Genomic DNA, 13,098 nt, shown 5'->3' with positions numbered 1-13,098 from the left:
TTCCCACTAGCGGCTCCTTTTCCGACAACCAGCACGGCGGATCCCTGCCGCGGCGCTGTGAACGCAGCATTTTGATTGGTATCGTTGGCCTTCAGGCTCGTCAGTCAAACAGACCCAGGAGCAGCTCAGCCGGTGGCGCCCGGCTTTCGGGTAACGCCCTGGTCCCGCTGGTTTCGGCTTTGTGCTTCAGGTGATCAAGGATCTGCTTGATCACTATAGGGTCTTCAATGCAGGCGATGACTTTCATGGCGCCGCCGCAGCCGCTGCAGGTCTCGATGTCGATATTGAAAACACGCTTGAGCCGTTGCGCCCATGTCATCGACGCTCGCCGTTGTGCTGGTGTTGCCGGTTCATCAGCCACCCTGACCTTGTTGCCCCTGCCCCGTTTTGCCGGCGTGACCAACGCCCGGTGCCGACTGTTGGGTGCGAACACCCCGTGGAAGCGGGTTAGGTTGACTCTGGGCTTCGGTACCAGGGCGGCCAGCCTTGCAATGAAATCCAATGGTTCGAAAATGACGTGCGTGGTGCCGTCCCGGTACGGCGTCTTGAGCTGGTAGCGCACGTTGCCGCCTCGTGTTAACGACAGCCGCTTCTCGGATACCGCCGGGCGGCTGATGTACCGGCACAGCCGTTCGAGCTTCTTGCGTTCATCGGCCCTGGCCGCCACGCCGGCGTGCAGGCTGGACCCGGCTACCTTGCCAATCCCGTCACCGAACGGATCACCACTGGTCGGCAGAGTTTGCAAAGTGAACACCTTTCGCCCCGCCTGTGAACCGACAGCGATACGGTAAGTGATCGAGTGCCCCAGCAGGGGTGTCATCGGGTCGTCATCCACCGCATCCGAGGCCAGATAGCTGTTTTCGACATCCCGTTCCAGCAGGCCTTGCCGTTCCAGATAGCGACCCACCCGGTGGGCGATGGTGTGCGTCAGCTGGGTGAGCTCTGGGCTGGTCGGCGCCTTGACCCAGCGGAAACGCGCTGAGCCGTGGGATTGCTCGACATACACACCGTCGAGAAACAGCATGTGGAAGTGAACATTCAGGGGTCGTTTGCGGGAGAGGGCGAAATCCTACGCTAAGGCTTTGGCCAACGATATTCTCCGGTAAGATTGATGTGTTCCCAGGGGATAGGAGAAGTCGCTTGATATCTAGTATGACGTCTGTCGCACCTGCTTGATCGCGGCCGCGATAGCTAGATCGCGTTGCTCCTCTTCTCCATCCGCGTTCCAAGCTGCGGAAAGGCACCCATAAGCGTACGCCTGGTCGAGCAGGCGACGCGGATCGACGTCCAGCGCACGAGAGAATGCGTCCGCCATCTGTGCAATGCGTCTAGGATCGAGACAAAGGTCGTCTCTGTCAGCCGGATCGTAGAACATATTGGCGGCGCCAAAGCCCACTTCACCGACCAGACCGACGGGATCTATCACCAGCCAGCCGCGACTGGAGAACATGATGTTTTCATGATGCAGATCGCCATGTAGCCCACGCAGTTCCGAGGCATTGCTCATCATTTGATCGGCTATAATCGCCGCGTGGACGTAGTCAGTTTGACAACCTGCGTTTTGATCATCGCGCGCCCGCTGAAACAAAGCTGCAAAGCGATCCCGGATCGGGAGAAGGGCAGAAGGCAGGGGTTCCTCAGATGCGGCATACAGCTTCGCCATTAGTTCCGCTGCAATTTCGGTCGCCTGGTAGTCGCCGTGCTCGGCAACGATGTGAGAGAGCATTCGCTCCCCGGCATATTCGAGCAACATCAGATTGTTCTCACGACCGAGCAACCGGACTGCTCCCCTCCCATTGCGCCATACCAGATAGTCGGCCCCGCGCAGTTCATCAGCAATGTCTTCTATAGGTTTCAATCCCTTGACGATTGCAGGAGTCCCGTCTGGCAATGAAACTTTCCAAACGAGGCTGGAAAAGGTGTCCGCAATGAGAACAGGTTGCGAAACGTGCCAATGAGCAGGAAAAACAGGCGGCATGAACATCAACCCCAAGTCAGAGGGTCCAATCGCAGATAGAAGGCAAGGCGTTCGCGGTCGGGGGCTTCGATCCCCAATACATTGAATAGGACAGCGAAGGCGCGCTCTGCTTCATCTGGCGCTGCCCAGTTCTCTTCGGCGTTAGCAATCATGAGTGCCAAATCGGCATAGCGATCTGCTGTTCCGAGCCGCCCAAGGTCGATCAGACCCGTGCATTGAAGAGTTTTAGGGTCCACCATGAAGTTCGGCATGCAGGGATCACCATGGCAAACAACCATATCGGTGCGCTCTTGGTCGAGCCGCACCGGTAGCTCTCGTTCGACACGAGCCAAAAGATCGAGCTGCGGCGTACTCTTGTCCTCGTCCGGTAAGAAGTCGGGATTGACGGCATTGCGGGACACCACATCAACGGCGCGTCCGAACATTCGCGACAGCCTGCGCTCAAACGGACATTGATCAACCGATAGGCTGTGAACAGCGCCAAGTTGCTGCCCCATTGACGGCCACGCTTTGAGCAAATCCGCTCCAGACAGATCAGCCGCCGGTACTCCCGGAATTGCCGTTATCACCAAGCATGCACCCTCCTGTTCCTCCTGCCAGTTGATCACCTCGGGGCAAGCCACACCTCGACCTTTGAGCCAAATGAGGCGGTCACGCTCTCCAGCGAGCTCACCGCGGCGGGAAGCAGGTGCGATTTTCGCGAAGGCATGCCCGTCACCACGTCGAAAAACAAAATCACCAGATTCTCCGCCTCTGACAGGCAACCAGTCAGAATGCGATTCACCAAAAAAAATATTAGTTCGATTCAATGGAGGTTCCTTCAGTTTTCTGATGAAGCGCGGAGGTGGCTCAACCTGCGAAAAGAAACGAGTTGCTACGTAAGTCCGAGAACATGCTTTCCATGGTCTCTGAGCTCGCCTTTGGGACCGACATATCGGTAGAGAGTGACGCGCTCGATGCCGAGTTCCTTGCAGAGATCGGAAACTGAAGTATCGCGCTGGGCCATGGCGGCTTGCGCGAGACGCACCTGAGCTTTGGTGAGCGCGAATTTTCGTCCGCCCTTGCGACCGCGCGCTCTCGCGGAGGCGAGACCCGCCATGGTGCGCTCTCGGATCAGATCCCGCTCGAACTCGGCCAAGGTGGCGAAGATTCCGAACACCATGCGACCGGACGCAGTCGTGGTGTCGATCTGAGCGCCCTTTCCAGTCAGAACCCGCAGGCCGATCTTGCGGTCTGACAGCTCCTTCACCGTGTTGACCAGATGGGCAAGCGATCGTCCGAGGCGATCGAGCTTCCAGACCACCAGCACATCGCCGTCACGCAATGACTTGAGGCAGGCAGTCAAGCCAGGGCGATCATCACGACCGCCGGAAGCAAGATCATCATAGATATTGTCCCGTTTGTCAACGGCGATTGAAAACTGATACAGATTTTTTCGTGCCAGCGATTTAAAACTGATACACCGCCGTCGCTGAACACCGTCCGTGTTCAGCCAATTTCTGCAACATCGCTCCCCCTCATCATCCCGGCCTGTCGCTGGTGCTTCAGCCGATAGCTTTCCCCGGCAATCGGCACGATGTGCGCATGGTGCAGCAGCCGGTCGAGCAGGGCCGCGGTCAGCGTCGTATCCTGCGCGAAGGTCGTGTCCCATTGCCCGAACGGCAGGTTGCTGGTCACGATCAGGCTGCTGCGTTCATACAAGGCTGCGATCACCTGGAAGAACAGGTTTGCCTGTTCCCGGTTCATCGGCAAGTAACCTATCTCGTCGATGATCAAGAGCCGATATGCCTTGATCGCGCGGTGCATCACCGCCTTCAGATTGTTCTGGGTATGCGCCGTCGTCAACGCCAGCATCAGGTCGGCCGCAGTCGTGAAGCGCGTCTTGATGCCGGCTTGCGTCGCCTTGTAACCCAGTGCCATCGCCAGGGGCACTGTTGCAAAGTTAGCGATGAGGCAGCCTTTTGTCTTATTCAAAGGCCTTACATTTCAAAAACTCTGCTTACCAGGCGCATTTCGCCCAGGGGATCACCATAATAAAATGCTGAGGCCTGGCCTTTGCGTAGTGCACGCATCACCTCAATACCTTTGATGGTGGCGTAAGCCGTCTTCATGGATTTAAATCCCAGCGTGGCGCCGATTATCCGTTTCAGTTTGCCATGATCGCATTCAATCACGTTGTTCCGGTACTTAATCTGTCGGTGTTCAACGTCAGACGGGCACCGGCCTTCGCGTTTGAGCAGAGCAAGCGCGCGACCATAGGCGGGCGCTTTATCCGTGTTGATGAATCGCGGGATCTGCCACTTCTTCACGTTGTTGAGGATTTTACCCAGAAACCGGTATGCAGCTTTGCTGTTACGACGGGAGGAGAGATAAAAATCGACAGTGCGGCCCCGGCTGTCGACGGCCCGGTACAGATACGCCCAGCGGCCATTGACCTTCACGTAGGTTTCATCCATGTGCCACGGGCAAAGATCGGAAGGGTTACGCCAGTACCAGCGCAGCCGTTTTTCCATTTCAGGCGCATAACGCTGAACCCAGCGGTAAATCGTGGAGTGATCGACATTCACTCCGCGTTCAGCCAGCATCTCCTGCAGCTCACGGTAACTGATGCCGTATTTGCAGTACCAGCGTACGGCCCACAGAATGATGTCACGCTGAAAATGCCGGCCTTTGAATGGGTTCATGTGCAGCTCCATCAGCAAAAGGGGATGATAAGTTTATCACCACCGACTATTTGCAACAGTGCCGATAAAAATATATCATCATGAACAATAAAACTGTCTGCTTACATAAACAGTAATACAAGGGGTGTTATGAGCCATATTCAACGGGAAACGTCTTGCTCGAGGCCGCGATTAAATTCCAACCTGGATGCTGATTTATATGGGTATAGATGGGCTCGCGATAATGTCGGGCAATCAGGTGCGACAATCTATCGATTGTATGGGAAGCCCGATGCGCCAGAGTTGTTTCTGAAACATGGCAAAGGTAGCGTTGCCAATGATGTTACAGATGAGATGGTCAGACTAAACTGGCTGACGGCATTTATGCCTCTTCCGACCATCAAGCATTTTATCCGTACTCCTGATGATGCATGGTTACTCACCACTGCGATCCCCGGGAAAACAGCATTCCAGGTATTAGAAGAATATCCTGATTCAGGTGAAAATATTGTTGATGCGCTGGCAGCGTTCCTGCGCCGGTTGCATTCGATTCCTGTTTGTAATTGTCCTTTTAACAGCGATCGCGCATTTCGTCTCGCTCAGGCGCAATCACGAATGAATAACGGTTTGGTTGATGCGAGTGATTTTGATGACGAGCGTAATGGCTGGCCTGTTGAACAAGTCTGGAAAGAAATGCATAAGCTTTTGCCATTCTCACCGGATTCAGTCGTCACTCATGGTGATTTCTCACTTGATAACCTTATTTTTGACGAGGGGAAATTAATAGGTTGTATTGATGTTGGACGAGTCGGAATCGCAGACCGATACCAGGATCTTGCCATCCTATGGAACTGCCTCGGTGAGTTTTCTCCTTCATTACAGAAACGGCTTTTTCAAAAATATGGTATTGATAATCCTGATATGAATAAATTGCAGTTTCATTTGATGCTCGATGAGTTTTTCTAATCAGAATTGGTTAATTGGTTGTAACACTGGCAGAGCATTACGCTGACTTGACGGGACGGCGCTTCCCTACCCTCATGGCCGCCTCCCAGGAATCGACCCAGGTGCTTATCGTGGACATAATCCTTTACTCATAAATTTATCTTATTCCATTATTGTACCTGTCACGCAAAACTTGCAGAAAAGCCATAAACGCAGGAGAATCCTGTCGGCGGTGAGGATAATAAATATGGTAGCCGTCAAAATATGGACACCACTCGGTCAGAACAGCAATCAGCTTGCCGCTTTTGATATATCCATCTGCAACATACTCGGGAATATAGGCAATCCCCAGCCCGTCTAATGCTGCATCGAGCTGATGAATCGTGCTGTTCGCAATATATTGCCCTTTGACTTTCAGACTGAATTTCTGAGCATCTTTCTCGAATTCCCAGGCGTACAATCCACTCGTATCAGAATAGCGGACGTTAATGCAGTTGTGGTTCAAAAGATCCTGCGGCTTCCTGGGCTTAGCATAACGCTTAAAATGGCACTGTTGCAAAGTTAGCGATGAGGCAGCCTTTTGTCTTATTCAAAGGCCTTACATTTCAAAAACTCTGCTTACCAGGCGCATTTCGCCCAGGGGATCACCATAATAAAATGCTGAGGCCTGGCCTTTGCGTAGTGCACGCATCACCTCAATACCTTTGATGGTGGCGTAAGCCGTCTTCATGGATTTAAATCCCAGCGTGGCGCCGATTATCCGTTTCAGTTTGCCATGATCGCATTCAATCACGTTGTTCCGGTACTTAATCTGTCGGTGTTCAACGTCAGACGGGCACCGGCCTTCGCGTTTGAGCAGAGCAAGCGCGCGACCATAGGCGGGCGCTTTATCCGTGTTGATGAATCGCGGGATCTGCCACTTCTTCACGTTGTTGAGGATTTTACCCAGAAACCGGTATGCAGCTTTGCTGTTACGACGGGAGGAGAGATAAAAATCGACAGTGCGGCCCCGGCTGTCGACGGCCCGGTACAGATACGCCCAGCGGCCATTGACCTTCACGTAGGTTTCATCCATGTGCCACGGGCAAAGATCGGAAGGGTTACGCCAGTACCAGCGCAGCCGTTTTTCCATTTCAGGCGCATAACGCTGAACCCAGCGGTAAATCGTGGAGTGATCGACATTCACTCCGCGTTCAGCCAGCATCTCCTGCAGCTCACGGTAACTGATGCCGTATTTGCAGTACCAGCGTACGGCCCACAGAATGATGTCACGCTGAAAATGCCGGCCTTTGAATGGGTTCATGTGCAGCTCCATCAGCAAAAGGGGATGATAAGTTTATCACCACCGACTATTTGCAACAGTGCCGTTGATCGTGCTATGATCGACTGATGTCATCAGCGGTGGAGTGCAATGTCGTGCAATACGAATGGCGAAAAGCCGAGCTCATCGGTCAGCTTCTCAACCTTGGGGTTACCCCCGGCGGTGTGCTGCTGGTCCACAGCTCCTTCCGTAGCGTCCGGCCCCTCGAAGATGGGCCACTTGGACTGATCGAGGCCCTGCGTGCTGCGCTGGGTCCGGGAGGGACGCTCGTCATGCCCTCGTGGTCAGGTCTGGACGACGAGCCGTTCGATCCTGCCACGTCGCCCGTTACACCGGACCTTGGAGTTGTCTCTGACACATTCTGGCGCCTGCCAAATGTAAAGCGCAGCGCCCATCCATTTGCCTTTGCGGCAGCGGGGCCACAGGCAGAGCAGATCATCTCTGATCCATTGCCCCTGCCACCTCACTCGCCTGCAAGCCCGGTCGCCCGTGTCCATGAACTCGATGGGCAGGTACTTCTCCTCGGCGTGGGACACGATGCCAACACGACGCTGCATCTTGCCGAGTTGATGGCAAAGGTTCCCTATGGGGTGCCGAGACACTGCACCATTCTTCAGGATGGCAAGTTGGTACGCGTCGATTATCTCGAGAATGACCACTGCTGTGAGCGCTTTGCCTTGGCGGACAGGTGGCTCAAGGAGAAGAGCCTTCAGAAGGAAGGTCCAGTCGGTCATGCCTTTGCTCGGTTGATCCGCTCCCGCGACATTGTGGCGACAGCCCTGGGTCAACTGGGCCGAGATCCGTTGATCTTCCTGCATCCGCCAGAGGCGGGATGCGAAGAATGCGATGCCGCTCGCCAGTCGATTGGCTGAGCTCATGAGCGGAGAACGAGATGACGTTGGAGGGGCAAGGTCGCGCTGATTGCTGGGGCAACACGTGGAGCGGATCGGGGATTGTCTTTCTTCAGCTCGCTGATGATATGCTGACGCTCAATGCCGTTTGGCCTCCGACTAACGAAAATCCCGCATTTGGACGGCTGATCCGATTGGCACGGCGGACGGCGAATGGCGGAGCAGACGCTCGTCCGGGGGCAATGAGATATGAAAAAGCCTGAACTCACCGCGACGTCTGTCGAGAAGTTTCTGATCGAAAAGTTCGACAGCGTCTCCGACCTGATGCAGCTCTCGGAGGGCGAAGAATCTCGTGCTTTCAGCTTCGATGTAGGAGGGCGTGGATATGTCCTGCGGGTAAATAGCTGCGCCGATGGTTTCTACAAAGATCGTTATGTTTATCGGCACTTTGCATCGGCCGCGCTCCCGATTCCGGAAGTGCTTGACATTGGGGAATTCAGCGAGAGCCTGACCTATTGCATCTCCCGCCGTGCACAGGGTGTCACGTTGCAAGACCTGCCTGAAACCGAACTGCCCGCTGTTCTGCAGCCGGTCGCGGAGGCCATGGATGCGATCGCTGCGGCCGATCTTAGCCAGACGAGCGGGTTCGGCCCATTCGGACCGCAAGGAATCGGTCAATACACTACATGGCGTGATTTCATATGCGCGATTGCTGATCCCCATGTGTATCACTGGCAAACTGTGATGGACGACACCGTCAGTGCGTCCGTCGCGCAGGCTCTCGATGAGCTGATGCTTTGGGCCGAGGACTGCCCCGAAGTCCGGCACCTCGTGCACGCGGATTTCGGCTCCAACAATGTCCTGACGGACAATGGCCGCATAACAGCGGTCATTGACTGGAGCGAGGCGATGTTCGGGGATTCCCAATACGAGGTCGCCAACATCTTCTTCTGGAGGCCGTGGTTGGCTTGTATGGAGCAGCAGACGCGCTACTTCGAGCGGAGGCATCCGGAGCTTGCAGGATCGCCGCGGCTCCGGGCGTATATGCTCCGCATTGGTCTTGACCAACTCTATCAGAGCTTGGTTGACGGCAATTTCGATGATGCAGCTTGGGCGCAGGGTCGATGCGACGCAATCGTCCGATCCGGAGCCGGGACTGTCGGGCGTACACAAATCGCCCGCAGAAGCGCGGCCGTCTGGACCGATGGCTGTGTAGAAGTACTCGCCGATAGTGGAAACCGACGCCCCAGCACTCGTCCGAGGGCAAAGGAATAGAGTAGATGCCGACCGAACAAGAGCTGATTTCGAGAACGCCTCAGCCAGCAACTCGCGCGAGCCTAGCAAGGCAAATGCGAGAGAACGGCCTTACGCTTGGTGGCACAGTTCTCGTCCACAGTTCGCTAAGCTCGCTCGGCTGGGTCGCGGGAGGGCCGGTCGCAGTGATTCAGGCCCTTCTGGATTGTGTTGGTCCCCAGGGCACGATTGTCATGCCCACGCACTCGGGTGATCTGACTGATCCCGCAGATTGGAGATCGCCGCCCGTGCCTGCCGATTGGGTGCAGATCTTGCGCAACGAGATGCCGGCATACGATCCGCAAACCACACCAACTCGGAACATGGGTGCAGTGGCTGAATTGTTCCGGGCGTGTCGCAAACACTTTTGGAGGCAGCTATCACCCAGCCAAGGCCGGTATTTTCATGCTTTGTTAACCTTTTGCAGTCCGAAGAGGCGCGCAAGCAAATCATTCTGGTCATTGACGGTCCAGCCGCCTGAAAAGCCAAAGCCCTTCCGCAGCCACAGCATCGCCTCGAAACCCGCGATGGTTCGCCGCGCCGTGTTAAAGGATTGGAAACCGCCGATCTTCGGCATGTTCTTCTTCACCCGGAAATGGTCGCTCTCAATCCCCTGCTGGAGATGTTTGGTCACATAATGCACGGGATCGGGATGGAGAAGCCCATCATCAACCGACGTTTTGATCGTTGACGGGAAGGTGTTGGCCCCGTCCGTCCCAATCCTGTTCGGCGACAACAAGGGTTCATCTTTAAGCATCTTTCGGAAGAACCGCTTGGCAGCGTCGAGATCGCGCTTAGCGGTCAGCAGGAAATCCACCGGATTGCCATGCTTATCGATGGCTCGGTACAGATAGCGCCATTTGCCGCGGATCTTGACATAGGTCTCATCAATCCGGACCGAGCCGCAATGGGGTCGACGAAACTGCCGCAGCCGTTTCTCGATGACAGGTGCATAAGCCAATACCCAGCGGTTGATCGTGCTATGATCGACCTCGAAGCCCCGCTCGCGAAACATCTCTTCCAAGTCACGATAGCTGAGCGGGTAGCGCAAGTACCAGGCAACCGCCTGTACAATCAGCCAGGCCTCGAAATGCCTGCCCTTGAAATCATCCTTCGACTGGCGCTTCAGCTTTTCGGCAATGGTATTCAAAATCATCGGCTCGCTCCGCAATATCAGGAGCGGCAACTTCTCTCCCCATGGTCAACATCGAGTTAACCTGAAGAATTTGCGACAAGGCCATGCGTTCCGCTCCGGAGATGTCTGGCTTACTAGGTCCCGGCGCTATGGCGATCTGAAACACGCACTCGTTCCGGCACAATCCATCGCGGAAGGCGGTCGTCTCGCTGTGCCATTGCGGCCGGAGGAATGGCTGGCAGACCGGCAAGCTCGCCTCGACATGCGGTTGCGCGAGCTTGGCCGTGCCGCTCGCGCAGGCACGATCCCGGGCGGGTCGATTGAAAACGGCGTTCTGCATATCGAGAAACTCGAAGCCGCCGCGCCGACAGGCGCCGAAGATCTGGTGCTCGATCTCTACAAGCAGATCCCGCCCACGCGCATCACCGATCTCCTGCTGGAGGTGGATGCGGCGACCGGCTTCACCGAAGCGTTCACCCATCTGCGCACAGGAGCACCCTGCGCTGACCGGATCGGGCTAATGAACGTTATCTTGGCGGAAGGGATCAACCTCGGCTTGCGCAAAATGGCGGATGCGACAAACACCCACACCTTCTGGGAATTGATCCGCATTGGACGGTGGCATGTCGAGGGCGAAGCCTATGACCGGGCGCTGGCCATGGTGGTCGAGGCACAGGCAGCGTTACCCATGGCCCGGTTCTGGGGCATGGGCACGTCGGCTTCGAGCGACGGACAGTTCTTCGTCGCTACAGAGCAAGGTGAGGCCATGAACCTGGTCAACGCGAAATATGGCAATACCCCGGGCCTGAAAGCCTATAGCCACGTCTCCGACCAATATGCGCCGTTCGCAACCCAGGTGATTCCTGCAACGGCAAGCGAAGCGCCTTACATCCTCGATGGCCTGCTGATGAACGATGCTGGACGCCATATCCGCGAGCAGTTCACCGACACGGGCGGCTTCACCGATCACGTCTTTGCCGCATGTGCCATTCTCGGCTACCGGTTCGCTCCGCGCATCCGCGACCTGCCATCCAAACGGCTCTACGCGTTCAATCCGTCGGCCGCCCCGGCGCACCTGCGAGCGTTGATCGGCGGAAAGGTCAACCAAGCCATGATCGAGCGCAATTGGCCCGACATCCTGCGCATCGCCGCCACCATTGCTGCCGGGACCGTCGCGCCAAGCCAGATTCTGCGGAAACTCGCCTCCTATCCGCGGCAGAACGAGCTCGCGACAGCCCTGCGGGAAGTCGGTCGCGTCGAGCGCACCCTGTTCATGATCGACTGGATTCTGGATGCCGAACTCCAACGGCGTGCCCAGATCGGGCTCAACAAAGGCGAAGCTCATCATGCGCTGAAGCGGGCAATCAGCTTCCACCGCCGCGGTGAAATCCGCGACCGTTCCGCCGAAGGCCAGCATTACCGCATCGCCGGCATGAATCTGCTCGCCGCCATCATCATCTTCTGGAACACCATGAAGCTCGGCGAGGTCGTTGCAAACCAGAAACGCGATGGAAAGCTGCTATCGCCCGATCTCTTGGCCCATGTTTCGCCGCTCGGATGGGAACACATCAATCTCACCGGAGAATATCGCTGGCCAAAGCCTTAGCGTAGGATTCCGCCCCCTCCCGCAAACGACCCCAACTACCCAAAGGTGGGTTTTCTCTCCGGGCATCAGTGAACACCCCACCTTTAACGTGTTTTTCATGAAAACACGCCTCCTGCCTGCAGTCCTAGCCACCACCCTCGCACTCACCACCCTCACCCCAACTGCTAACACCGCCGAACTCACCCCAGACGACATTCGCGGCACCACACCTGTAGCAACCCTCGAAGCAAACCCCCACAACACCGACACCCAACCACCAGTCTGGCGCGACACCATTCAAACAGCCCAGATAGCCGGCAAAAACGTCGAAGAAATCTGGGCATACTCCCCCTCCATGGCACGATCCATCCCCCTCGTCGTCATCCACGCAGACAACACCACAGGCCCACGCCCCATCATCTACCTCCTCAACGGCGGAGACGGAGGCGAAAACGAAGGCAACTGGGTCATGCAAACCGACGTAATCGACTTCTACCGCGACAAAAACATCAACGTCGTCATCCCCATGGAAGGCAAATACTCCTACTACGTGGACTGGATAGAAGAACCCTCCGAACTCGGCGGAAAACAACTCTGGGAAACCTTTCTCACCAAAGAACTCCCCCAACCCATCGAAAACTACCTCAACACCAACGGCCAACGCGCCATTGCAGGCATGTCCATGTCCGCCACAGCCTCCCTACTCTTCCCCTCACGCCACCCAGGATTCTACGACGCTGCAGCCTCCTACTCCGGATGCGCCCAAACCTCAGACCCCGCAGGAAACATGGCAGCCAACCTCACACTCCTCAACGGCGGACTCAACATAGACACCACCCTGATCTGGGGATCACGAGGCAGCGAACGCAACCGCGAAAACGACGCCTACATCAACGCCGAAAACCTCAAAGGCACAGAACTCTACATCTCTAACGGCACCGGCATCCCAGGCGACCTCGACATGCCCACCAACCAACGTTTTCGCAACATGACCCCCGAACAACTCGCCACAGAAATGGCCGACATCCACCTCGGCGGAGCCGCCATTGAAGCAGCCACCAACGCCTGCACCCACAACCTCAAAACCCACATGGACACCCTACAAATCCCCGTGGACTGGAACCTCCGGCCTGTCGGAACCCACTCATGGGCCTGGTGGCAACAAGACCTACGCGACTCCTGGCCAACATTTGAACGCGCATTCAACCAATAAAAACCCACCTTTTCGTACCGGGTGGGTGCTGGCATTGTCGTTAATCGACAGTTTGTGAACACCCGTGGGTTAGTGTTGTGCGCGCTTTGAAAAAAGTGTTTTAGGCAGGGATTG

The 13,098-nt window shown here is 56.1% G+C and carries 11 protein-coding genes and 4 pseudogenes; 6 read left to right on the top strand and 9 right to left on the bottom strand.

From position 1 onward, the window contains the following. Positions 1-100: 100 nt before the first annotated feature. The 6 genes and pseudogenes from ccrud_RS14590 to ccrud_RS14565 form a co-directional block, all read right to left on the bottom strand. A pseudogene (locus ccrud_RS14590) lies at positions 101-1,042 on the bottom strand (IS91-like element ISCR2 family transposase); the annotation flags it as partial. 105 nt (positions 1,043-1,147) lie between these two features. Continuing rightward, entirely contained in the window at positions 1,148-1,984 is an 837-nt protein-coding gene (locus tag ccrud_RS14585; protein ID WP_000480968.1) for an aminoglycoside O-phosphotransferase APH(6)-Id, read from the bottom strand. Next, positions 1,984-2,787, bottom strand: coding sequence for an aminoglycoside O-phosphotransferase APH(3'')-Ib (aph(3'')-Ib, locus tag ccrud_RS14580; protein ID WP_001082319.1), 804 nt, complete (start codon positions 2,785-2,787; stop codon positions 1,984-1,986). The genes ccrud_RS14585 and aph(3'')-Ib overlap by 1 nt, the downstream gene beginning before the upstream one ends. Before the next feature lie 65 nt (positions 2,788-2,852). Then, positions 2,853-3,422, bottom strand: coding sequence for a recombinase family protein (locus tag ccrud_RS14575; RefSeq protein ID WP_050545069.1), 570 nt, complete (start codon positions 3,420-3,422; stop codon positions 2,853-2,855). Positions 3,423-3,466: 44 nt separating this feature from the next. Next, positions 3,467-3,904: pseudogene (locus ccrud_RS14570) on the bottom strand (ATP-binding protein); the annotation flags it as partial. A gap of 53 nt (positions 3,905-3,957) precedes the next feature. Next, the gene (locus ccrud_RS14565; protein WP_001067855.1) at positions 3,958-4,662 is read right to left on the bottom strand and encodes an IS6-like element IS26 family transposase; all 705 of its coding nucleotides are present in this window, start codon (positions 4,660-4,662) and stop codon (positions 3,958-3,960) included. A 129-nt stretch (positions 4,663-4,791) separates the two neighbouring features. Here ccrud_RS14565 and aph(3')-Ia point away from each other — a divergent pair, with 129 nt between their 5' ends. After that, entirely contained in the window at positions 4,792-5,607 is an 816-nt protein-coding gene (gene aph(3')-Ia / locus ccrud_RS14560) for an aminoglycoside O-phosphotransferase APH(3')-Ia (protein ID WP_000018323.1), read from the top strand. A 136-nt stretch (positions 5,608-5,743) separates the two neighbouring features. Here aph(3')-Ia and ccrud_RS14555 read toward each other — a convergent pair whose 3' ends face one another. Continuing rightward, positions 5,744-6,091, bottom strand: a complete 348-nt coding sequence (locus ccrud_RS14555; protein ID WP_001016278.1) for a LysR substrate-binding domain-containing protein — start codon at positions 6,089-6,091, stop codon at positions 5,744-5,746. Positions 6,092-6,184: 93 nt separating this feature from the next. Further along, entirely contained in the window at positions 6,185-6,889 is a 705-nt protein-coding gene (locus ccrud_RS14550; RefSeq protein ID WP_001067855.1) for an IS6-like element IS26 family transposase, read from the bottom strand. A gap of 113 nt (positions 6,890-7,002) precedes the next feature. On the opposite strand from ccrud_RS14550, the gene aac(3)-IVa reads away from it, so the two are divergent. The 3 genes and pseudogenes from aac(3)-IVa to ccrud_RS15270 all read left to right on the top strand — a co-directional run. Beyond that, positions 7,003-7,779: an aminoglycoside N-acetyltransferase AAC(3)-IVa gene (aac(3)-IVa, locus tag ccrud_RS14545; RefSeq protein WP_001199192.1), complete on the top strand. Its 777-nt coding sequence runs from the start codon at positions 7,003-7,005 to the stop codon at positions 7,777-7,779. Positions 7,780-8,007: 228 nt separating this feature from the next. Next, positions 8,008-9,033, top strand: a complete 1,026-nt coding sequence (gene aph(4)-Ia / locus ccrud_RS14535) for an aminoglycoside O-phosphotransferase APH(4)-Ia (protein ID WP_000742814.1) — start codon at positions 8,008-8,010, stop codon at positions 9,031-9,033. A gap of 5 nt (positions 9,034-9,038) precedes the next feature. Beyond that, a pseudogene (locus ccrud_RS15270) lies at positions 9,039-9,344 on the top strand (AAC(3) family N-acetyltransferase); the annotation flags it as partial. Positions 9,345-9,454: 110 nt separating this feature from the next. On the opposite strand, the gene ccrud_RS14530 reads toward ccrud_RS15270, so the two are convergent. Then, positions 9,455-10,207, bottom strand: a complete 753-nt coding sequence (locus tag ccrud_RS14530; RefSeq protein WP_000602738.1) for an IS6 family transposase — start codon at positions 10,205-10,207, stop codon at positions 9,455-9,457. A gap of 85 nt (positions 10,208-10,292) precedes the next feature. On the opposite strand from ccrud_RS14530, the pseudogene ccrud_RS14525 reads away from it, so the two are divergent. Beyond that, positions 10,293-11,792, top strand: a pseudogene (locus tag ccrud_RS14525) (Tn3 family transposase); the annotation flags it as partial. 97 nt (positions 11,793-11,889) lie between these two features. Continuing rightward, positions 11,890-12,984 carry an alpha/beta hydrolase gene (locus ccrud_RS14520; RefSeq protein ID WP_066570476.1) on the top strand — a complete coding sequence of 365 codons (1,095 nt, stop codon included), beginning with the start codon at positions 11,890-11,892 and terminating at the stop codon, positions 12,982-12,984. Positions 12,985-13,098 lie beyond the last annotated feature (114 nt).

Origin of the sequence: Corynebacterium crudilactis (assembly GCF_001643015.1) — a bacterium.
Taxonomy (GTDB): Bacteria; Actinomycetota; Actinomycetes; order Mycobacteriales; family Mycobacteriaceae; genus Corynebacterium; species Corynebacterium crudilactis.
Note: the sequence above shows the minus strand (reverse complement) of the source record. Positions and strands in the feature narration are given on the sequence as shown.

Excerpts from the sequence above, each read along its gene's own strand:
- ccrud_RS14530 (WP_000602738.1), bottom strand. The coding sequence starts at position 10,207 with ATGATTTTGAATACCATTGCCGAAAAGCTGAAGCGCCAGTCGAAGGAT.
- ccrud_RS14585 (WP_000480968.1), bottom strand. The coding sequence starts at position 1,984 with ATGTTCATGCCGCCTGTTTTTCCTGCTCATTGGCACGTTTCGCAACCT.
- ccrud_RS14550 (WP_001067855.1), bottom strand. The coding sequence starts at position 6,889 with ATGAACCCATTCAAAGGCCGGCATTTTCAGCGTGACATCATTCTGTGG.
- ccrud_RS14520 (WP_066570476.1), top strand. The coding sequence starts at position 11,890 with ATGAAAACACGCCTCCTGCCTGCAGTCCTAGCCACCACCCTCGCACTC.
- ccrud_RS14565 (WP_001067855.1), bottom strand. The coding sequence starts at position 4,662 with ATGAACCCATTCAAAGGCCGGCATTTTCAGCGTGACATCATTCTGTGG.